14 protein-coding genes are annotated in these 22,784 nt (G+C 42.5%); 5 read left to right on the forward strand and 9 right to left on the reverse strand.

What is annotated here, in order from left to right; translation table 11 throughout:
• Nucleotides 1–7: 7 nt before the first annotated feature.
• Nucleotides 8–904, reverse strand: a complete 897-nt coding sequence (locus R8P61_02045; protein ID MDW3645828.1) for an aldo/keto reductase — start codon at nt 902–904, stop codon at nt 8–10.
• Between the two features lie 191 nt (nt 905–1,095).
• On the opposite strand from R8P61_02045, the gene R8P61_02050 reads away from it, so the two are divergent.
• Together R8P61_02050 and R8P61_02055 are read left to right on the forward strand one after the other, a co-directional pair.
• Entirely contained in the window at nt 1,096–2,646 is a 1,551-nt protein-coding gene (locus R8P61_02050; GenBank protein ID MDW3645829.1) for a sodium/solute symporter, read from the forward strand.
• A 6-nt stretch (nt 2,647–2,652) separates the two neighbouring features.
• The gene (locus R8P61_02055; protein MDW3645830.1) at nt 2,653–3,666 is read left to right on the forward strand and encodes a LacI family DNA-binding transcriptional regulator; all 1,014 of its coding nucleotides are present in this window, start codon (nt 2,653–2,655) and stop codon (nt 3,664–3,666) included.
• Between the two features lie 290 nt (nt 3,667–3,956).
• Here R8P61_02055 and R8P61_02060 read toward each other — a convergent pair whose 3' ends face one another.
• The 4 genes from R8P61_02060 to R8P61_02075 form a co-directional block, all read right to left on the reverse strand.
• Nucleotides 3,957–6,503: an ATP-dependent Clp protease ATP-binding subunit gene (locus tag R8P61_02060; GenBank protein MDW3645831.1), complete on the reverse strand. Its 2,547-nt coding sequence runs from the start codon at nt 6,501–6,503 to the stop codon at nt 3,957–3,959.
• A gap of 137 nt (nt 6,504–6,640) precedes the next feature.
• Complete coding sequence (gene nuoH, locus R8P61_02065) at nt 6,641–7,714, reverse strand: NADH-quinone oxidoreductase subunit NuoH (GenBank protein ID MDW3645832.1); 1,074 nt, start codon at nt 7,712–7,714, stop codon at nt 6,641–6,643.
• 54 nt (nt 7,715–7,768) lie between these two features.
• On the reverse strand, nt 7,769–8,569 hold the full coding sequence (locus R8P61_02070) for a class I SAM-dependent methyltransferase (protein MDW3645833.1): 801 nt from the start codon (nt 8,567–8,569) through the stop codon (nt 7,769–7,771).
• A 112-nt stretch (nt 8,570–8,681) separates the two neighbouring features.
• Nucleotides 8,682–9,389 carry a hypothetical protein gene (locus tag R8P61_02075; protein ID MDW3645834.1) on the reverse strand — a complete coding sequence of 236 codons (708 nt, stop codon included), beginning with the start codon at nt 9,387–9,389 and terminating at the stop codon, nt 8,682–8,684.
• A 555-nt stretch (nt 9,390–9,944) separates the two neighbouring features.
• Between R8P61_02075 and R8P61_02080 the strand changes: the two genes are divergently transcribed.
• Nucleotides 9,945–10,706 (forward strand): T9SS type A sorting domain-containing protein, encoded by a 762-nt coding sequence (locus R8P61_02080; GenBank protein ID MDW3645835.1) that lies wholly within the window; start codon nt 9,945–9,947, stop codon nt 10,704–10,706.
• 69 nt (nt 10,707–10,775) lie between these two features.
• Here the strand turns inward: R8P61_02080 and R8P61_02085 are convergent, their stop codons facing one another.
• Nucleotides 10,776–12,323, reverse strand: coding sequence for a long-chain fatty acid--CoA ligase (locus tag R8P61_02085; protein MDW3645836.1), 1,548 nt, complete (start codon nt 12,321–12,323; stop codon nt 10,776–10,778).
• Nucleotides 12,324–12,421: 98 nt separating this feature from the next.
• On the opposite strand from R8P61_02085, the gene R8P61_02090 reads away from it, so the two are divergent.
• Nucleotides 12,422–13,780 carry an outer membrane beta-barrel protein gene (locus R8P61_02090; GenBank protein MDW3645837.1) on the forward strand — a complete coding sequence of 453 codons (1,359 nt, stop codon included), beginning with the start codon at nt 12,422–12,424 and terminating at the stop codon, nt 13,778–13,780.
• On the opposite strand, the gene R8P61_02095 is transcribed toward R8P61_02090, so the two are convergent.
• Nucleotides 13,781–16,048, reverse strand: coding sequence for a DUF5916 domain-containing protein (locus tag R8P61_02095; GenBank protein ID MDW3645838.1), 2,268 nt, complete (start codon nt 16,046–16,048; stop codon nt 13,781–13,783).
• Between the two features lie 162 nt (nt 16,049–16,210).
• Between R8P61_02095 and R8P61_02100 the strand changes: the two genes are divergently transcribed.
• Nucleotides 16,211–16,606: a cupin domain-containing protein gene (locus tag R8P61_02100; GenBank protein MDW3645839.1), complete on the forward strand. Its 396-nt coding sequence runs from the start codon at nt 16,211–16,213 to the stop codon at nt 16,604–16,606.
• A gap of 74 nt (nt 16,607–16,680) precedes the next feature.
• On the opposite strand, the gene R8P61_02105 is transcribed toward R8P61_02100, so the two are convergent.
• Both R8P61_02105 and R8P61_02110 read right to left on the reverse strand, forming a co-directional pair.
• The gene (locus R8P61_02105) at nt 16,681–19,170 is read right to left on the reverse strand and encodes a TonB-dependent receptor (GenBank protein ID MDW3645840.1); all 2,490 of its coding nucleotides are present in this window, start codon (nt 19,168–19,170) and stop codon (nt 16,681–16,683) included.
• 181 nt (nt 19,171–19,351) lie between these two features.
• Nucleotides 19,352–22,714: an ATP-binding protein gene (locus R8P61_02110; GenBank protein MDW3645841.1), complete on the reverse strand. Its 3,363-nt coding sequence runs from the start codon at nt 22,712–22,714 to the stop codon at nt 19,352–19,354.
• Between the last annotated feature and the right edge of the window lie 70 nt (nt 22,715–22,784).

Consider the following 22,784-nt stretch of genomic DNA (forward strand, 5'->3'; position numbering starts at 1 on the left):
CAGCGCCCTAAGGAACTTCTTCGCCTCGGGAAGCCTGAAGGAGTTCGTACCAATCTTCTCGACTAAGCTTGAGGTTAGCCGCTTTGGCTGCATGTTGTATGCGTTCAATTTTACTACTGCCTACGATGGGCACAATGCCGGAAGGATGTCTGAATAACCAGGCCAGTAAGATTTGGTCTATGCTGGCTGCATATTTTTCTCCTAGTTGGGCGGCGGTTTTTCTGATTCTTTGTACGCGGGGGTCATCTGTAGCAGAAAAAATGCTTCCCCCACCGAAGGGAGACCAGGCTGTAGGGGCTATGTTATGTTTGATACATTGATCCAGACTCCCATCAACCAGGGCATTGAGGTGGAGCAAGGATACCTCAATCTGGTTGGTTGCGAGGGGTGTGTAGGAATGTAAAAGGTCGAATTGTGAAGGGGTAAAGTTGGAGACCCCAAAGGCTTTAATTTTTCCCGCTTTCTTTAAGTCTTCTACTGCCTCGGCTATTTCCGCCGGATCCATGAGGTAATCAGGACGATGGATGAGGTATAAATCCAGGCAATCTACTCCTAGTTCCCTGAGGGAGTTTTCAGCAGAAGTAATGATATGTGCCTTACTGGAATCATAGGATTTGATCTTATGGGAGGGACGATTGTCAGATAGCATTTTGATCCCGCATTTGGTCGTCAGACGAATTTTTGATTTAAGATCCGGACGTCTTTTGACCACTCTTCCAAAACGCGCTTCTTCTGTGTAATGCCCATAGATATCCGCATGATCAAAATCCTGTAAGCCTAAATCCAAACACTGATCGATATATTTTTCCAAATCATCAGTTGACATATTGACTCCCCACACGCCTAGCCGCATTACGCCGACAATGATGGGAGAAAATTCTATCTGTGTATCTGTTTTTTGCATAAAGAGGAGGGTAGATAGCGATTATTTGAGGCAATAAAGATAAGAAAATACTGAAAATGTAAACGTTTACATTTAAATTGTGGAAAGAAAATATGTAGAGATAAATCTGGGCTATTTAACTTGAAAAAGTTCAAAAAAGCCTTGAGCTAAGGATGGAGACAGAACAGGATCTATAACTAAATGGACTACTCATGATTGACTTGCTAATTGTCATTGTTTATTTCGGAGCGATATTTTATGCGGCTATTTCTGCCAGGGCAGGGGAGGAGGTTACGGTAGAACAGTATTTTCTCAGTTCCCGAAATCTACGCTGGCCTTCGATTGCCTTATCTTCGATTGCAACCAATATCAATGGCTATCAGTTTTTGGGTATGATGGGTTCTGCCTATCTCTATGGGCTTGCGCAGGCAAGCCTGGAGATCAATGCAGTGCAGGGGATATTAATGGCGGCTTTCATTTTTGTGCCGCTCTTTCTTCGGGAGAAAGTGATTACAGTAACTCAGTACATAAAAAAACGGCTGGGAAGAACAGTTGCTCTGGCTTATTCCGCTGCGAACCTGCTCATCTTTTCTACCATTACATTAGGAGCTGCCCTTTTTTGGGGAGCATATGCTGCGGACCTGGTTTTTGCGGAATATTTATCCGTGATCAGCGAGGACAGGATTACGCGTATTTCTGTAATGATCCTAGGTCTGGGCATATTTTCAGCCGTTTATACCTATTTGGGAGGATTAGGGGCAGTGGTAAAAACAGATATCATTCAGTTTAGCATTCTCCTGACGGGAGGCTTTGTAGTACTTTTTGTGTCCATTTATCATTTAGGGGGATGGGGAGAGTTGTATAATAAAACCCCCGAACTCATGCATCTGTATTTACCCGCCGATCATGAAAAACTCCCCTGGATTCATATGTTCGGTCTTTTTCTTCTCAATATCAATTACTGGTGTGCAAATCAGACCATTATGCAGCGTTCATTGGCAGCAAAGAATCTAAGAGAAGCACAAATCGGTTTGATGGTTGGAGGTCTGATGAAATATGTAATGGCAGTCCTGATTGTTGTTCCGGGAATAGCCTTATATGGAATCCTGGGGCCTGAAGGATTGTCAGAACCTGACATGGCTTTCCCCTACCTCGTCAAAACTTATTTACCGATAGGAGTTAAAGGGCTGATCTTATGTGCGCTTTTTGCCTCCCTCATGAGTACGGTAGACTCGACCTTCAATTCTTTGGCGACCCTTTGGTCCATCGATATTTACAAAGAATATATTCGAAAAGACGCGAATGACGCACAAATCGTGAAGGCGGGAAAGCAGACCATCCTCGTCACCCTTATCACAGGCATTACGATGGGTTTGGTTTTGCTGTATGTAAAATTCGAGAATCCTGAAGCAGCTTTCACTCATACCCTCAATGAGCTCAGATATTATATCAATTGTGGAATTGTTGTCCTGATTTGTACGGCTGCCTTTCTGGCATTTCCCAATCATAAAGTTACCCTTGCGGCCTTTTTCTCTACGATTCCTTTACACATCATCCTGATCAATGTCTACCCAGATATGAATTATTTCGTCAGAGCTATGTGGGTGATCCTGATTGCCTTTGCGATATCTGTTGCAGGTGCTTTGTTCAATGGAGGGTTCCGAGATTGGAAAGAATTGATTCAATACGATTCTCCTGAAATAGCCAAAGTTGGGCTGGGCTTATTGCTTTCATTGGTGTCTTTACACATTATTTTCGCCTAAATCATTGTGGCTAATCTCAAAGACATAGCAAAAGCATGCGGCCTATCTGTAGCTACCGTATCGAGGGTATTTAATGAACCTCAGAAGGTAAGCCCCAAGACCAGAGCCCTGGTTTTGGAAACGGCTGAAAAACTCAATTTTAGCCTGAATCAAGTAGCCTCAGCCCTGAGGAGTGGAAAAAGCAAGAGTATTGGCGTACTGCTTCCTTTTATCAATAATCATGTTTTCGCTTCTGCAATTAAGGCTATGGAGGAAGTCTTTCGTGCGGCAGCTTATAGTCTCATCATTTCTCAGTCTCATGAGTCCTTAGAAAAGGAGGAAGAGGCCCTTGAGAATTTCAGAAGATTGCAATTGGATGGTGTATTGCTTTCCATTTCCAAAGAACGAGAACGAATGGGGAAATGGGATACACTGAAAAACTTCCCCGCTCCCTTATTGCTTTTTGATCGAAACATTGCCAATGATGAAATTCCAAGTGTTCATATTGATAATATTCTGGCTGCCTATACGGCGACTATGCACCTAATTGAACAAGGATGTACTTCTTTGTTGCATTTGGGGGGCAATGAATCTCTGACGATTTTTCAGGAAAGATTAGAGGGCTTCGAAAAAGCAGTCCAGTCAGAAAAAAATGTCAAAGGATCATTGATCAGAGACTTTGATCCCAGAAGTGAAGAAAGCAATAGGGTTTTCAGGAAATTGCTAGGTCGAAATTCCGGCATAGATGCTATTCTTGCCCATGGAGATATTGCTGCTTTACATGCGATTCAGCTTTTACAGGAACTGGGGAAAAAAATTCCGGAAGATGTGGCAGTAGTCGGTTTTGGGAACAGTCGGTTTTGCTCTTATATCAGTCCGGGCCTGAGTTCAGTCGATCAGGCAAATGAGGCGCTTGGAAAATTGGCAGCTCAGAAACTGCTGGCCCAGTTAGAGGGGAGGACAGAACGAATGGATTCTCATGTTCTGACTGCCGAATTGGTCGTGAGGGGGTCGTCTTTGCGGGAATCCTACCGCCACTAGCCTCGTTTCTCTCAAGAAGGAAACGGTGGGCATCTGGCATTCTATCACTCCTTGCTTTGCGGTTTTAGCCAGACCTTAGGTCATGTATTATTTGTTTCAATCAAAAGAGAAGATCCCTCGGCGCGCAGGAGCCTTAGCACATCCAATCCTCGTGATGACACGGTAGTTTATGGCTTTGTGGGCACTCCATTGTTCCGCAGGTCAAGAGAGTGTGGGCCTGAGGCGGAGGGTACAAAAAAAAGCCAGTAGCTATGCTACCGGCCTTTCTCATCGAGATTAAATCTCTGTATCTATTCTTCTGATTCCTCAGAAGCTTTTTCTTCGGCAGCTTTCTTGCTGCTTGATTTCTTCTTCTTGGTATTCACCAGGATTTTATCATCCTTTTCATTGTAGTCAACGAAGAGGGTATCTCCTTCATTGGTACGACCTTCAAGGATCTCATCAGCGATAGGATCTTCCAGATACTTCTGGAGAGCACGCTGTAGGGGACGAGCACCAAACTGCTTATCAAAGCCTTTGTGGGCGATGAATTTCTTGGCTTCGTCGCTGAGTGAAATCTTGTATCCTCTCTCCTCGATGCGACGGAATACACGGGTCAACTGCAGGTCGATGATCTGCATGATGTGATCCATCTCAAGCGAACGGAATACGATGATATCATCCAGGCGGTTGATGAATTCGAGTCGGAACTTCTTGGCGATAGCCTTGGCGAAGTTTCCTTCGATTTCCTCATACGTTTGCTTCTGCTTGCGGCTGGCAGTGATACTCACTCTTCCACTCGCATCATAGGCATTCTCTTTGGAACCTTCATTGGTGGTCATGATGATGACAGTGTTTTTGAAGTCGATTTTACGACCCAAACCATCAGTCAAGATACCATCATCCAATACCTGGAGAAGGATGTTCTGAATATCAGGGTGAGCTTTTTCCATCTCGTCCAGCAATACTACGGAGTAAGGCTTACGACGAACACGCTCAGTCAATTGACCCCCTTCTTCATATCCCACGTATCCGGGAGGCGCTCCGATCAAGCGAGAAACAGTAAATTTCTCCATGTATTCACTCATATCCAGACGGATGAGTGCTTCCTCAGAGTCGAACATAGCGCGAGCCAGAGCTTTTGCCAATTCTGTTTTACCAACACCCGTCTGTCCAGCAAAGATGAAGGAACCGATCGGCTTATTAGGATCTTTCAATCCCAGACGAGAGCGGCGAATCGCTTTGGTAAGCTTTTCGATTGCTTCGTCCTGACCAATGATCACATTTTTGAGATCTGGCTCCATGAGCTTGAGTTTTTCCAACTCTCCGGCTGCTACTTTAGTAACAGGTACACCGGTCATCATGGAAACTACAGAAGCTACATCTTCCTCAGCTACGGTATATCTTTTATTTTTCGTCTCTTCTTCCCATTCGATTTTTGCATGCTCCAATTCTTCGAGCAGGCGTTTCTCCTGATCTCTCAATTGAGCAGCTTCTTCGTATCGCTGGCTTTTGACGACTTTATTTTTGGTTTCTTTCACCTCCTCAATTCTTGCTTCCAAATCCAGGATGCTTTGAGGTACGTGAATATTGGTGATGTGAACGCGGCTACCTGCTTCATCCAAAACGTCAATCGCTTTGTCTGGGAAGAAACGGTCAGATATATATCTGTCGCTCAACTTCACACAAGCCTGAATAGCTTCTTCTGTATAGTTCACATTGTGGTGATCTTCATACTTGGACTTGATGTTGTCCAGAATGATGAGGGTTTCGTCTACAGAAGTAGGTTCAACGATCACCTTTTGGAAACGACGCTCCAAGGCACCATCTTTTTCAATGTGCTGGCGATACTCATCCAGCGTAGTTGCTCCGATACATTGAATCTCTCCCCTTGCAAGTGCAGGTTTGAAGATATTGGAAGCATCCAGAGAGCCAGAAGCACCACCTGCTCCCACTATGGTATGCAACTCATCAATGAAAAGAATGACATCCGGAGATTTTTCCAGCTCAGCCATAACGGCTTTCATTCTTTCTTCAAACTGGCCTCTATATTTGGTACCTGCAACGAGGGAGGCAATATCCAGGGTAACTACGCGCTTGTTATAAAGTACGCGACTTACTTTGCGTTGGATGATCCTCAGTGCGAGTCCTTCAGCTATAGCTGTTTTACCTACACCGGGCTCACCGATCAGCACGGGATTATTTTTCTTACGGCGACTCAGAATCTGAGCAACACGTTCTATTTCTTTTTCACGACCTACAATAGGGTCGAGTTTGTTGTCTTCTGCTGCTTTGGTCAGGTCTCTGCCAAAGTTGTCAAGAACAGGGGTTTTTGATTTGCTTGTTTTACGAGGCCGATCTCCGGGTGTACTCATTTCAGACGATTCAGGTGGTTCAGATGAAATTGACATATGCGGACTTTGTCCTTCTTCCTTTTGCTCCAATTCGCCCCTAACGATATCGTAGGAAACTCCAAATCGGGAAAGGATTTGTGCGGCAACATTATTTTCTTCCCGCAAAATTGATAATAAAAGATGCTCGGTACCGATTAGGGCACTCTTGAGCAATTTCGCTTCGAGTCGCGTAATTTTAAGAACTTTCTCCGCTTGTCTGGTTAAAGGTAGATTCTTTAAGTCGATAGCAGTGATGGTTCCTTTTACGGCATTTTCGATCGAGCGTTTAAGTTGGGATAGGTCTACACCCAGACTCACCAATATTTTGATAGCGAGTCCTTCTCCTTCACGGACCAGGCCTAATAGAAGATGTTCGGGTCCGATATAATCGTGCCCAAGACGTATAGCCTCCTCCCTGCTATAGGATATTACATCCTTTACTCTATCTGAGAAATTTGATTCCATAAATAATTTAAGCTCCTTTCAGAAGTCTCATTCCGAATAATAACAAAGCTGTATTCGTGCCAAGATCAGATTGTCTGTCAATCTGTCAGCAGGGTACTAACATAAACGCAAGGGACAATGTTCAGGTTGCACCTGAATCAACTTGCGAAGTACTTCACATAAATTGCCGATCCAGCGGCGATAAACATGAGGTTAATCAGTGCAAGGGGAAGGAATTTTTTCCAACCGATATCCATGAGCTGATTGTATTTAAAGCGAGGGAGTGTCCATCTTACCCATACAAAGACAAATACGAAGAAGACGGTTTTTGAAGCAAACCATAATGAGCCCCAACCTAACTGGTAAATCGGATCCCATTCGGCTACACCGAGCAGACCTTCAAATGGTCCAAGGTAACCTCCTACAAATAGGGTGGTGATCAGCATGGAAGCAACGATCACGTGTAGGTACTCTGCTACAAAGAACAGAGCAAATTTCATCGAACTGTATTCTGTATGGAAACCACCGACCAATTCTTGTTCTGCTTCAACCAGATCAAAAGGTGCACGGTTGGCTTCTGCGAATGCACATACTACGAAAAGTAAAAAACCGAGAGGATTTCTAAAGATGTTCCAAATCCCTCTTTGAGCTTCTACTATTGCTCCTGGTTTCAGGAATTCAGTGCCATCATAGCTAACGTTTGTCAGGATGATTACACTCACTACTGAAAGTCCCATGGCCAGTTCATAGCTAACCATCTGGGCTGATGCTCTCAATCCTCCTAATAAGGCGTATTTACTATTTGAGGCCCATCCAGCTAGTGTAACTCCATATACGGCAATCGAAGCAATAGCGAGAATATAGAGAATCCCAATATTTACATCTGCAATTACCAGGAAGCCATTGGTTCCTTCGGTGAATTCTGTTTGCCCATAAGCAAAAGGAATTACTGCCATCGTGATCAGGGCAATTACTACTGAGATCACAGGTGCCAGGAAGTGAATCAATTTGTCTGCACTGTCAGGAACAATGTCCTCTTTGAGAAGGAGCTTGATCACATCGGCAAGTGGCTGGAGGAGTCCTAGTGGACCTACTCGATTAGGGCCTACCCTTTGCTGAATCCAGGAAGCTACCTTTCGTTCCAGATAAACAGTGTAGGCGGCGGCCGTCAATAAAATAAAGAGGGCCAGGCCTATTAACATTAGTGAGTAAATAACAAACGAGGAGTCCATTCAGCTAAGATATATTATCTTGCTAAAATAAGGAAGTCTTTGAGAGCGTCAAATTTAATTTTGTTTACTTATCATGTACCAGACCGCTGTGGTAACAAAATTTCGCAGAAATGGGATCTTTTCCAGTAATTTTGCCTGTTTGCGCGGTTTCAATCCAAATTTATAGCGGTAGATCGGATTGAAAAGATAGAAACGGGATTGCTCTATCCTAAACTCAGTTTTTCGAATGATTCGTTCAAACCGTTCAATAGATATTCCGGTTGATTTGATATCCATGAGTTCATCGAAAACTACTTGGGGTTCTCCAAAGAGTTTCAATACTCCTTTATATAAAGGACGGGGGAGCAAATGGTACCAGGGAAGAAATCCCAGAATCTTACTTTTACAAATTTGCTGATGACCTCCAAAGGGCATATACCAGGGAGGGAAACCAAAAAATATCTGGCCATTCTCTGTAAGGAATTGTCGGAGGTAAGGGATGAATTTTTCCTGCTCGGGAATATGCTCTATGGTATCCTTAAGCAAAATGAGGTCAAAGCTGTTTTGGTACTTTTCTCTAAAGCTGTCATCATAGACATTTTGAGCAATAAAGTCAGCTTTCCCTGCCAGGATTTCCGATTCCATAAATTGCTTTGCCCGTTTGACTCGACTTTCACTCAAATCCACCCCTAGACAAAAAGCTCCTTTCTCACAAAATGGCCGGAGTACGCCCCCTTCTCCACAACCGATTTCCATCACTCGCATTCCGTCTGAGATCTTCAGGCTTTCCTCTACAAAAGGAAGCACATAGGTACGTGCATTTTCTACCTGTTGATCGAAACGTGCCTGGAGATTGGAATGCTGAACGAGTGCCATAAATGTCTAGCTATTTTCAGATGGGCGGCAATTTACAAAAATAAGTTGCTCTAAAAGTTCAGGCCCGACAATTTTTATATTGTCGGGCCTGAGTTTTCTTTACTCAAGAAAATTATCTTTGGACTCTGATTCCTTCCGGAATAAAGGAGATCTCATAAAATTTGTCCAGCAAGGCATTGTTGCGGATGAATTTCTTGTGATTAGCTCTCCAGCCTACCAATTGTGGAAGCTCCTGCGTATAAGCTCTGTTTTGATAGAGTCTTTTTGCGCGATTAGGATTGGCAGCCATCCAGCGGAGGTTTTTGTGCAATGCCAGCATCACGACAGGATTTTTCTGCATCCAAAAACCATCTTTCAATAGTTTCTCTACCATTTCTTCTTCTTCATACATCCATACGAGGTTTTCAAATAGTTGAACTACCAGTTGAGGATTTCTTTTTAGAAAGGCCAGATCAGCTCTGGGAAGAATGGGATATTGTTGCATGAGGCCGCGCAATTGACGACGCTCTGTATTGTATCTAAAGAGGTATTCAGATTTCCTTCTGCTAAACATTTCGCTGAAGCTCAATAGACCGTCCTGATTGGCATCACTCAATTGATAGTATCTATCATTGAGGAAATACACGAATTCAGAGCCAAATGTTTTCATCTCTTTTTTATCCAGCAAAGCATCATCATTCTTGTCGGCAAGAATGAAGCGTTGCTCAAGAAACCAGTTGTCGATCTTTTCATTGATCTGCCGTTCCTGTGCGAAAGATATGTTAAGGGTGAAAACCGTTGCCAGCAAGGAGAGTAAGCAGTTGCAAATTTGTTTTTTCATTTACTACAGATTGCTATAAAGGCGAAATTGACAATTCCTGTTTAAAGAATAAATCCAGTTGTATACAATTTCTTGCATAGTTTAGGAGACATATAAGGAACGGGGGGGAAACAGGATTTGCATCTTTGCGCTTTTGTTTATCTAATGAGCAGAAAACTTAGTATTTGTACTTTATTTCATCTTACTAACGCTGAAATTAGTCGAATATGTAGATTGGAGGGCTTAATATTTTCCCAACGGTGAATAATCATGTTTTAATAGATGGAAAGAAGTCCTAAATGCCCAGAAATTTGGGGTGAAATGGAAAGCTGCATGCTTGGAAGGGCTTTTTTGATGAAAGGAAAAAGAGAAATAAATCCAGAATTGGAATAAACTATTTCTCTAACACTTTGATTATTAGGATTATCCGCAATTTATCCCCTATCCGAATACTTGTATGTTTGTACGACTATTTAGTTTCCTTTCCTGAAGGAAAATATGCTATTTGTTTTCATCAAACAGCCCACCACCCAAATTACAGTTTCATAAATCGTAAAAGATAAACTGTAATTATATATGATTAAATTCTTTTCCCTTTCTTACAGGGAAGCCAAGTCAAGCAAAGGAATTGGTATTGTTTTGCCTGTACTTTTGCTGACTCTATTTAGCTTTTCTTTTCAAACCACAGTTCTTGCTCAAAATGTACCCGTTTACGCCTATTACCAACCAGCAGAATTCGGAGATGGCGATGAAATCTCCATTCATGTAAAGTTAGGCAGTACCAACAATCAGGTCTTTTTCGCCCAGGCCCTTCAATTCAAAATCTCCTACGATCTTTTTGAAATCAGTCCTGAATCCGAAATGGTGCAGGAAGCAGGATTTCTATCCTGGTTTGGGGGAGATGGGTATTATAGTGGAACCCAGTATGTAGATCATGCCAATAAGCAGATCGTCGTGAATATGTTCAGGACGAATGGTCAGCCGATGTCTGGATTTGGCTATACAACGCGATTGAGTGGGATCATCGTAGAAATGGAAGAGATCATGGGCAAAACCAATCTCCAGCCGGGCGCTATTGAAGTAGCGATTATGGAGGATGTGAAAACTCGCCTGGGCATCAATTGGTCATTTTCAAGTGAAAACGATCAGATTTTATTGAGAAACTCTGGTGAGTCAGTGATCGAGGAGGTGAAAGTTTTCAATCTTGCCGGTCAGCTGGTTGCTGGAGGACAGGGCTCATTTGAACAAATTTCAACTTCATCTTTGAGTCCTCAGGCTTATGTCCTGCATGTCAGAACTAATCAGGGAAGTTTCTCTGAGAAGATTCTGCTCAAATAAACAAATAGATAGTCTTTATTATAAAAGTGGCACACAGAATTTTGTGTGCCACTTTATTTTATGTTCTTCTTATAATTTTCTCAATTCCTTTTTAAGGATCTTACCGGTTGCAGACATCGGTAAGGCGTCGATAAATTCGATCACTCTTGGATATTTGTATGCAGCGATATTGGCTTTGGTAAAAGCCATGAGTTCCTCTTCAGAAATAGAGGCTCCTTCCTTTAATACTACATAGGCCTTGATTTCTTCCCCCATTTCATCATGCGGAATGCCGATCACGGCACATAGAGACACCGCCTCATTCTTCATCATTACCTCTTCAACTTCTCTTGGATATACATTCAAGCCTCCCCGGATGATCATATCTTTGGTACGATCCACGATGTAGTAGAATCCGTCCTCGTCTTTAATAGCTACATCTCCTGAGTGCAACCATCCACCAGCCAGCGTTTTTGCATTGGCTTCGGGCTTTTTATAATAGCCTTTCATGACATTGTGCCCCCGGTAAAGCAGCTCTCCTTTTTCGCCTAATGGCACCTCCTTTCCATCATCATCTACCAACTTTACTTCAACCCCCCAAACCGGAGTACCTATAGACCCTGGTTTACGGCCAATATTGAGATGGTTAAAAGTTACCACGGGTGAACCTTCAGACATGCCGTAGCCTTCTATGATGGGCACATCCATACGCGCTTCGAAGTCTTCCAGGACCTGTACGGGCAGAGAGGCTCCCCCAGAAGCACAAATCCGGAGCTTCTCGGAGATTTTCTTATAGTCGAACTTAGGTTCAGTATAATTGAGAAGTCCCCAATACATAGTCGGCACACCTGCAAAAATGGAAATTTCATGTTTTTGCATCAGGCCAAAGACTGCCTCAGCATCAAACCGTGGCAGGAGTACCATACTGGCACCTTTATATATACCTGCATTCATCAATACCGTCATCGCAAAAATGTGAAAGAGCGGCAAGACGATCAGGACATTGTCATCATTGTGAATATCTACCAGATCAGCTGATAGAATGCCATTGAGCATGAGGTTGGAGTGAGTAAGCTCAGCCCCTTTGGGTCTGCCAGTGGTACCGGAAGTATAGATAATTACAGCGGTATCTTCAGCACTGGTTTCTACGGTTTCAAAAGTTGGAGGCTGATTGGCCATGAGCATACCCATGGTTTGAGTGCCTTCTATGGGAGAAGGATCAGTGGGTTTGGGGGTGATCATGAAAAAATGCTCGCATTGAGGAGCTTCCTGAAAACCTGCATATCCCATTTCTCCCATGGGCAAATCTGCTGTACCTACAAAACAGAAATATGCTTTTGCATCACTATCACTCAGGTGATAAGCTATTTCATCCTTTTTAAGCAATACACTTAGGGGAACTACTGCGGCGCCAGCCTTTAGTATACCAAAGTAAATGATCGGAAAATAGGGCAAGTTAAAACAGCTTAGGGCAACTTTATCACCCTTTTTGATGCCTTTCGCTTTTAACCCATTGGCTACCTGATTCGCTGCTCCATTTATTTGAGCATAGTTCATCGTGGTATCCATAAAGGTGAAGGCATCTTTAGAAGCATAGCGACTCGCACTATCTTCAAGAATCACAGAGAGATTTAGCATAATTATTCGCTTTTGTCAGTAGTCTTTTGATTTGCTCTAAAATAAACATCTGTCTTTGCATTTCAAGATTTTCTGAAAACATATTCAAAATTTATGTCATGGGACATTTTGGAGATTATTTCCGTTCTTTGAATAAGCAATTCATATCCATGCAAAACAGATATACTCTATTAATCCTACTTTTCTGCATTTTGTTTTCGGGGAATGCAGCTTCACTTTATGCTCATGCAGCATTTAAGCCCGGATATTATGTCAAAACTGCCCAGGACACCGTTTGGGGCCTTGTAAAAGTTAGCTCCCGGGAAGAGTTTGAGAAAACATGCTCATTTAAAGGCAGTCTTTCTGATGCTGTTCAGGTTCTCAGTCCGGAAGATATCAGTGCATATGGCATCACGGGTACAAAAATCTTCAGAAGTCAAAAGGTCAATGACTCGACCGATTATCGCGTCTTTATGGAGTTATTGCAGAATGGACGGGTGAACCTCTATCGCTATACGGATCGTTTCTTCCTTGAATACGATCAAAATCAAAAATTTGAAGAACTCAAATCAACGGAGCTTACCTATAATAGGGGCTATCGAGTGTATAAAGAAACCAAGCACGAATATGCCGATGTCCTGAAGGAAGCTATGGCAGACTGTCCCAATGTCGCCTATCCTATTTCCAGTGGCAGGAGGCGCTTGTTGATTCGAGAGAGAGATTTGATGAAAGTGGTAGAAGACTATCACAATTGTTTTAGAGAAAGGGCCAAACGACCCGATCCCCGTGAAAGCTCAGAATTGAGGGTGGGTTTTATGGTAGGTTTCAATGTAAGCCGTATTAATTTTTCTCCCAGATCTCCCTTCAATTCGGTCAATGAGTTTGATGATAATAGTATTTACTCTCTCGTAAATACTGATTATGAGTCTTCTATGGCTCCGGCTTTTGGATTTAGCCTGGACCTGGAGTTCCCAAGGAATAGATCCGGGATCGGATTTCGGGGAGAATTCATGTACTATCCTACACGCTTCAATGGTAATAATGAGTTTTTTATTCCTTTCAATACCCAAAGCAATATTCGCGATGAACTGGAAATACGCCTGCATAGAATCTCTTTTCCATTAGGGCTGAAAAAGCGACTGGGAAATGAAAGCAGTCCTTTTTATATGATAGTGGGTATTTCGCCACTATTTAATGTCGGTCGAAATTTTGTAATCTTTCGGGAAACAGAGCCGCTCAACAATCCCAGTGGATTTAATACCACAAACAACATATGGAGTACCAATGACTTTGAGTTGACTATGTGGGGAAAATTTGGTTTTACTTTATGGGGAGGACAGGGCAATGAAAAAATGAATTTTGAGCTCCGTCTGGAACATGCCAGCCGCAACGATAATCTTTTCGGAGGTTTTGCCTCCGTGAGTCGAAATCGATATCAGACTCAGAGCCTCTCGGCCATGTTCAATTATCTTTTCTGATTAAAGATTCAGCCAATAGGTCAATTTTGCGACGATCCCACGATTTCTTACACTAAACTGACTGAATGGGTCGGTCAGGTAGTTGTCGGTATACACCAGAAAGAAATCTGAGACAGGTGCAAATCTCCACTGAAATCTGGCATTGATGTTCAGGTTGTCGATCTGATTGTTGTATTGGATGAAAGTGGTCAGGAAGAGGTTTTTGGAGAATGTCAGATCAATTCTGGGGCCGACCAACCAAAGATCTTTTGCCACAAAAGGAGCTGCCAGGTCAATATGGTTATAGGAAAATGCCAGAGCTACAGAACCATAGGGCTGAAAACGAACCCCCATTTGTCCATCCAGACCTGCCCTGAAGCCATTAAAAAATTGTCCCACGGTCGGCTGGATCTGGTAATTGAAAACCTTTCGCTGATCGGAGGTATAGCTGGCAGATATGGCAAAGTAATCATAAGTGTTACCTGCCGGAAGGAAAATTCCATCTTCCTGAAGCCGTGTCGGATCAAAATCATTGAATAGGAAAACCCGGTCGTAAGAAAGTTCTACCGCTCCTCGGGCTGTATTTTTAAAATTCAATTCCCAACTCACTTCTGAACCGCGATCTGCCAGGGTCCAGGGCGCAAGCAAGGTATCTCCGTCATTGCCTACTTTGATGATCTCCCGATAATCCACATTGATGCTATGATTGCTCAATGGGCCTGTAGCTGGATAGAAGAACAATTCAAATTCCGGGCTCCAGAGGAAATAGTCTCTACGAGGAACAAAGCCTACCTCTGCTTCATATCCTTCTCCCACATAGCTAAATGCTGCCTCCAATCGATAATCTCTTCTCAGGTACTCAACCTGAGTGAAGTGCATAAATTTATCTTTCTTATCACCCGGAGTAAAGGCCTGATGCTGGGCTACTTTTCCACTCCATCGATTATTGGCAGATCCTATTCTGTATTCTAAACCGGCAACGCGATTGTAATTATTGAAACTGCCTCCTGCTTCGGAAGGATTAACCGCATCTTTATTGACAAAAATAAAGGAGAGGTTAGATCGGTTAAAGACCTGTTGTTGTAAAGCAGCTACCGTATAGTTAAATCCCGGCAAACCACTGGCTTCCTGGCTGGCGGTCTGCATATTGAGAACTCCAATTCTGAGTTTATCATTTACTGCACCGCTTAAACGGGCTCCATAAAGAATTGGGTTCTGAAAATTCTGTCCGGTAGCAGTGTCGATCCCAACTCCAATTCTTCGGGAGAAGAATGGATTTACTCTCCGGTTGCCAAAGCTGCTGAAGAGGTCCGCATTCTCCAGAAAAAACTGTCGTCTCTCGGGAAAAAATATCTCAAAACGATCGAGATTGGTAACCTGTTGATCGACCTCCACTTGTGAAAAGTCCGGATTGATTGTCAGGTCAAGATTGAGGGCAGAGGTTACACCTATCTTTGCATCTCCTCCAAAATTACCGGTAAAATCAGCACCATCCTGCTCTATATCTGTAAAATCCCGGGAAGCTCCTCCAATCAGGTAGGGAATCAAGCTGATGTTGGGTCCTGATTTCTTCAGGGGTTGATCCCATTTCATCTTGCCCATAAAGCCCAGGTCCATAATGATCTGGTTTCTGGGGATACGTGTCCAGGTTGAAATTTCCCCGTCATGCGTGTCAAATCGGTAGCTATTGAAACGCCACTCATCAGAGCCTTCTTTGAAACGCAGGGTTTTGAAAGGAATGGCCATTTCAGCTACCCAGTAGCCTTCATGAATTTTAGATTCACCAAACCATTTGTTGTCCCAGGATTCGAGAAAATCCCCAAATTGTCTACCTCCATTTGAAATGATGGCTTCTCTTCTTACTCCATATGGATTTATCCCAAAAAGGAAGGCATTGGTTCTGTCGCTATAGGTATCAAAAAGTACGCTGATATTATCAGTCCCAAAGAAGTCAAAATCTCTTTTCAGGGAGTTGATGATATGATTATCTGCTTTCGCATAGCACTTGATTCCTACATAGAGGTTTTCCTCATCATAGACCATATAGATCTCTGTAGGTGCCTGTGCGCCGGAAGTATCAGCTGGAAATTGTTGGAAAAAATTGCGGGCAGGAACTCCTTGTCTCCAGGAGGCTTCATTGAGATTCCCATCCAGTACAATTTCGTCCTGGGCTTCTACTACTTTTATCTCAGGCTGGATCAGATTTAACCTGGATTGTGGGGATTGGGCAGAAAGAAAATATAGCCCCAGTAATAGGATCGATAGCGTTAGAAGAGCCTTCTTTTTCATAATGTGTGCAAAGATAATATTGAACTGATAGAGCGAAAAGTTGTTTGCCCGACAGAAAGTATCGGCTGTCGATTAGATAATGCCTTTGTCGATTAGCGTTTCTTACTTTCTTGCTGGGTGGAAAATTCTATTATCTTGTATTTAGCCTTTAACCCAAAGACTATGTATAAAACCTTAACCTTCTCTCTCGTATTCTTCCTGTTTTTTTCTTCAGCTATGATAGGCCAGGAAGAAAAAAGCGATCCGGACCTCGCCACATTTGAACTCTCTGACATGCTGAAGAAGCTGGATGAAAGTGGTAGACCCTGGACGCCCGTTATGCAAGGGCAAAATGTGCTCACGGGAGTCTATCGCCTCAAAGCCGGTACTGAAGACAAACAAAGCCCGCATGCTACGGATGAAGTCTATTATGCCGTATCCGGCAAAGCAAAATTTCGAGTAGGTGAAGAAGTGGTGGAGGTAAAAGCGGGAAGTATCCTATTTGTCAAAGCAGAGGCGAGCCATCAATTCTTTGATATCGAAGAGGATTTGGTGTTAGTGGTTTTCTTTGATAAATAAAACAAAATGTGCGCTCGTGTTCTGGTTACTTTCTAAGAAAGTAAACCCGAACACCAGAACACATGAACACTGCGTTAAAACCCTTCTTCAAAATCTCCTCCCTCATTGCCTCCGCTACGTCCGCGGCGACGATCTTTTTTCTGATTGAGGCGGTAGGAGAAGGTGAAATACATCTGACGACGCGCTCTCCACTGTCCTTCATTGTAGATATAAAAGTTATCCCCGAAGGATTCGGATTTGTAGCGCATGGTATTGAAGAGGTCGCTCATGCGGAAGCTGATGGTAGCTTTTTTCTCCAGAATATCCTTATTGATACCAAAATCAGTGAAGAGGATGGCTTTCCTTTGCCCCTGAGCGGTATTTTGAGGTCCGCGGTAGTTCACCATGAACTGGATATTGAGATCTCTTTTCAAAGAGAAGCGGGTATTGAATCTGCTACTGTAGGAAAAGAAGGTATTGTTTGCATCAAATCCCAAATTGCCTCCATTAAGGGTTGCATAGAAAGCATTGGCATTCCAGGTGATGTCCACCCATTTAGCGGGACGATAGGTCCAGGAAACTTCTGCTCCCCAATCATCACGACTATTCAGGTTTTGTGGACGAGAGATATTTACTCCATCATCAGTGAGGGTATTGATTCGGCTGATAACTCCTTCTGAATGTCTATAGTAAAGGCTGCTGCTCAGGGTGCTTTTTTTCCAATACTTGATGTTTCCAATCTCAAAGGCATCTGCAAATTCCGGATCCAGATCGGGATTTCCACTTCTCACACTAAGGGGATTGCTGAAGGTGAAAAATGGATTGAGGTAGCGGAAACGAGGTCTTCTCAATCTCCGGCTGTAGCTGATCTGAATATTGTTGCCTTCTGCCAATTCATAGCTCAGGAAGGCAGAGGGAAAGAAGTTGCCATAATTCTTTTCATTCTTCTCATTGGTATCTCTGAGTAGGGTGCCAATGTCAGTATATTCATACCGCATACCTCCCTGATAACTGAATTTGCCCAACTTATCTCCTATGGTTGCATAGACGGCATGGATGGCCTCGTCGTAGACAAAGTCATTGCTGAGATTTTCTAGCAGTTCCCAACTTTGGCTCTCATTGTCAAATTCCTCTACCTGGTAGTCATTTTCTATCTTACGAATGCTGCCTCTATAGCCGAGTTCTATTTTTCCCTCCTTTTTGAAAGGCTGGGTATAGTCAATTCGTAATGAACCATCTTTTTGAGCTTCCTCATTACCGATTAGCTGCTCAAGGATGGTTTGAGGAATGATTTCACCCAATGGATCATAGTCCTCCTGGATAGCATCCATGTTTTCAGCTTCTACCTCATCTTCATAGACAAAATCGATGGTCAGTTTTTGGCCCTCTCTTGCAAATTTTTGTTCGAAAGTAAGGTTGTAGTCAATGCTCGTGTCGTCCTCAGCTTCTTCATTTAGCCTTAAAGTAGACCCGATAAGAGAGGAAGTATTATCAAAGCGTGTATAATCTATATTGCTGCTATTAAAGCCGTCCCCCTTTCTCAAAACTACCGAACCGGTCAAGGTAGCATTGGGATTCAGGTTGTAATCCATCCCGAATCTCAGGTTACCCGAATAGCCTCCACGGAAACTCTTCTGATTCTGATTTAACTGGCTGGATAATTCACCGAAATCATCATAAAGGATTCTTCTCTCCAGAGAGGTTCGTGGGGTGTTTCTGTATCTTCCACCCAGACTTCCAAAGAAATTTACTTTTTCTCTTCGGTGGTTGAGGTTGATAGAAAGGTTGTGGGCATCCGGAATTCCATATGTTCCATTAAAGGAACCATTCCAGCCGTTTCTACGATCTTTCTTTAAAATAATATTCAGGATACCCGATGAACCTTCTGCTTGATACCGTGCTGATGGATTGGTAATGATTTCTACTTTTTCTATCATGTCTGCGCTCAACTGCTTTAGCGCATCAGGGCCAGCTAAACTGGAGGGTTTGCCATTTACCAGAATTCGTACTCCTTCATTTCCTCTAAGACTCACATTTCCATCTATATCAACTGAGACGGAAGGAATATTATCCAGGAGATCAGATGCAGAGCCTCCCAGGTTTGCCAGGTCTTTTCCAACATTGAAAATCTTTTTATCCAGGGCAAACTCCATATTGCTCTTTTCCACTACGATATCTATTTCATCGAGGGTAGTGGTTTTTACCGCTAGTTGGATGATGGGGATTTTTTGGAACGGTCTATCTTCACTCAGAATGATATTGGGGATGTAAACCGTTTCAAATCCAATAAAACTGGCTTTGAGGATGTATTCTCCCGGACCTGCAGTCAGTTCGAAACTGCCTTTAGCATTAGTTACGGTTCCACTTACTTGGCTGGAGTCTTTGGATTGTAACAACAGAAGAGTAACATATTCCATTTGCTGAGTTGTTTCAGCATGGATGACTTTCCCTACAATTTTGAGACTCGGAGATTTGGGAGCTCCACTTCTTCCCCCTCTTTGGGCAAAGAGAGATTGAGAAAAAAGTAGGCTTCCCAACAAAAGGATGCTTAAAGAGTGTCTTAGGGGCAGCTTGATAAATCTCATAAGGGTGAGATGATGACGTGTGTTATTTATTCTTTCTATCTAAGGCAAGATTGCCTTGTTTTCTTATAGAAATTAGACCGCAAATACCGTCATTTCATTCCACTAATTAAGTTGAATCATCTAGAGAATCCTGCATTTGGAAGATAATAAATAAGAGGTGGTTATTTCATGGCTTTCCTTCTTATTCCTCAATATCTTTTTTCTCGTGTAAATCTTTAGGTATGCTAAAGAAAAATTTACTGCCTTTGCCTTGCGTAGATTCCACCCAGATTTTGCCTTGATGCTGTTCAACAATCTTTTTCACCATGGCCAGACCTATACCAGTACCTTCATAATCGGTATCTCCATGCAATCGTTGGAAGAGCATGAAAATCTTGGATTTGTATTTATCGTTTATACCGATTCCATTATCCTTGACCATAAAGATCCAGGCTTTCTCCTCCTCTGTTACAGAGATCATAATGCGAGGAGCCTTATCTGGCTTTGAGAATTTCAGGGCATTGGTAATGAGGTTTTGCAGGAGCCTTCTGAATTTGGGGCTGTCTGCTATAATTACTTCTGGTATGTTTTTAAGTTGGAAACGCGCTTTCTTTTCCTGAATAGTTGAGGAAAGTTCATTGATAACCTCTCTGATAAGTGGTTTTACCACCAGAGGTCTTGGGTCGAGCTTTTTGGTATTTACCCGAGAATATTCAAGTAGATCATTGATGAGGCGTTCCATGTTTTTGGAGGCGCCTATGACAAAATTCAGAAGTTCTGTTTCCTGGGGCTTGAGTTTGGCTCTCACCCGCTTTTCAAATAGCTGACTAAAGCTAATAATTGTCCGCAGAGGTGCTTTCAAATCATGAGAAGCCAGGTAGGCGAAGTTCTCAAGACTCATATTGGATTCGATGTATTTTTCCAATTCCTCATTCTTTTGATTGAGGTCAATGATCTGGCGATTGATCAATTGTCTCTGCTTATTCTTTTCGGTTACATTCAGGCCGAGCATAATTGCACCAATAATTTTATTGTGCTTGTCTCGTACGGGCGTACCGGATATTTCGTAGTGTACTTCTCCAAATTGAGAGTCCAATAAATCAAAGCCACTATAGCTATTGCCAGAGAGGACATCTTGTATGACGCCTGCGTACTTTCTCGAAAATTCCCGGGGAAGGGTACGTTGGAGATAATCCATGATCTCTTCCTTATAAGCAATAGAGCCTATGTCGGCCATATTGTAAAATTCTTTGTTAAAGATTATGGGTTTCATATTGGCATCGATAACAAAGATGGGATCGGGGATAGAACTAATGATGGCATTGAGGGTAGCTTCCCGTTGGATTCGTTCCCGCTCAGCTACTTTCAAATCTGTAATATCTGTTGCGACTCCCAGCATACCCGTTATCTCCCAATTTTCATTGTAGATGGGTTTCTTGATGGTCTGGAAATACCGTCTTTCTCCTTTAGCATTTACAAGAAGCTCCTCTTTTCTGTCTATGGTTTTTCCTTCCTTTAGCACAGAAATATCGTCCTCATAGCTTTGTCGGTTTTCCTCTGTATAAAAGATATGTTCATCATATTTCCCGATGAGCTCCTCCGAACTTCGTCCCATGTTTTGGGCCATTGCCCGATTTGCGAGGGTAAACTTTCCTTCTTCATCCTTGGCAAAAATATAGTGAGGATTCAGATCGGTGATTTGCCTGAGGAAATCATTGCTTTTCCACAAAGCCTGTTTAAAGTCCAGGGTACCTTTGTTTATATAAATAACCACCAGGAATATGGCACAAATGGAGATAAAGCCGACCAACAATGAATAACCAAAGACATCCTCCGTAAGGGGATTGGGTTGAACTTTGGACAAGAGAGAATAAACCCCATAGGTGAGCGGAAAGAGAACATAATTTAGCAATCGTTGTCTGCTATTCTCTGCCTGATAATAAGCATTTAGAAATACAGCTACAATGGATGCAAATGCAGTATCAATGGGCCCCAGATAAAGAGGAAGAAGCGCAATTGAAAAATAAAAACAAACCGATAACCAATACATCGGAAATTCTATTCCCTTTGAATGAGAGAAACGAATAAATATAATTAAGCATAAAAGCGTACCGTGGATGATAGCGGGTAATGGTCCTGACCAAATATACTGGTGGATAATGATGGGAGGATAGAAAATGAATATCAGGGTAAACAACTGTTTCTTATACATATTTACCTGATCCCTTTCCAGCTTCGAGAAACTCAAAATTCGATCTGTTTCTTTATCTCTAACCCTTTTATATAAGACGATCAATACCAAAAGAAGAATAAGGGAGAAGGTCATCATCCCAAATCCAAGGACTTTATTTCTGGAGAAGAAATCCTGAACCTCATTGACTTTGGCTAAGGAAGCTCTGTTTTCCTCTTTCTGTTTTTTTAGTTCCTCCCTGAGTTTTTCAATCAGATCGTTTCGAATTTCTCTTTTTGTTTCAAATTCTGATTTTCTTAGAGAGTGTAATTTCTGGTATTTATAAGCTTGTTTATAATCTTCTTTCGCATAATATATCTCTGCCAATTGCTGTAAAGCCTCAAGTTCTTCTTCAAAAATATGGGCATTTTTGGCTAGTTCCCGTATCTGAAAACCGAGCTGAACGGCCTGATCAAATTTGTTCTCGTCCTTCAGGGTAAGCATTTTGGTCAGATAAGCAGATGCCAGGATCATCTGATTCTTGGATTCCTCAGCCAGTTTTATCGCCTGGGAAGAAGCTTGTAAAGACTTTTTATTGTCTTTTTGGGCAAAATAGATCTGCGCCAGACCATTATATGCAGAGGCTCCAATATATGGGAAGAGTTGTTTTTTGGTGGATAAAATGACCGATTTCCTCAGATAATGAATAGCCGAATCATAGGCCATCTCTTCTTTATATACTACTCCTAGATCGGTATAAGCGAAAGCTTTGATTCGACTGATATTATTCTTTTCAGCAAGCTTCAATGCCTTGATAAGATATGGTTTGGCATCCTTGAAGTCTTTATTTCTTATGTAAACACTGGAAATATTTCCCAAGCCCAGGGTGGCTATCAAGGGGTTCTGCAAACTATCCCCCAGCCTAATTACCTTCTCATAATTGAGAATAGCATGATAACTATCGCCCATCGATTCGAAGGCATTTCCCATTCCATTGAGGGCGAAGGCATAGGTGGTATCCTTTAAGGCTTCTCCTGCCGCCAATGATCGATCAAAGGCTTCAATGGCAGCCTGATGCTTTCCTTTCAAAAACTTACCGGTCCCATTCATAAAGGACAAGTAAGCAATAGAGGAAGCCTCATCGATCCTCCTCGCAACCAGTAATCCCTGATTGGAGTAGTCGATCATCTTGTTCGCATCTTTATAGCGGACAAGCTGTACAAGGTCCAGATAAACTTTGAGTCTTTCTGAATCGGAATCTGTGTTTTTCAGTTGAATGAGAAGGTGGTTTTCCAGCTCTTTATTCAAACTGTCCGGACCCTGGGCGTTTAAAAAAATTGAATTACAAAGGAGCAGAAGGTAAAGGCATAGCTTACGCTTAACAGATGAGGGCATACTTATTCATTCTGACAATAATGAGGGTAAGTACAAGAATGAAATTGGACTTAGTTTAGCATGGTAAAAG

It is taken from the genome of Bacteroidia bacterium (assembly GCA_033391075.1).
Taxonomy (GTDB): domain Bacteria; phylum Bacteroidota; class Bacteroidia; order J057; family J057; genus JAWPMV01.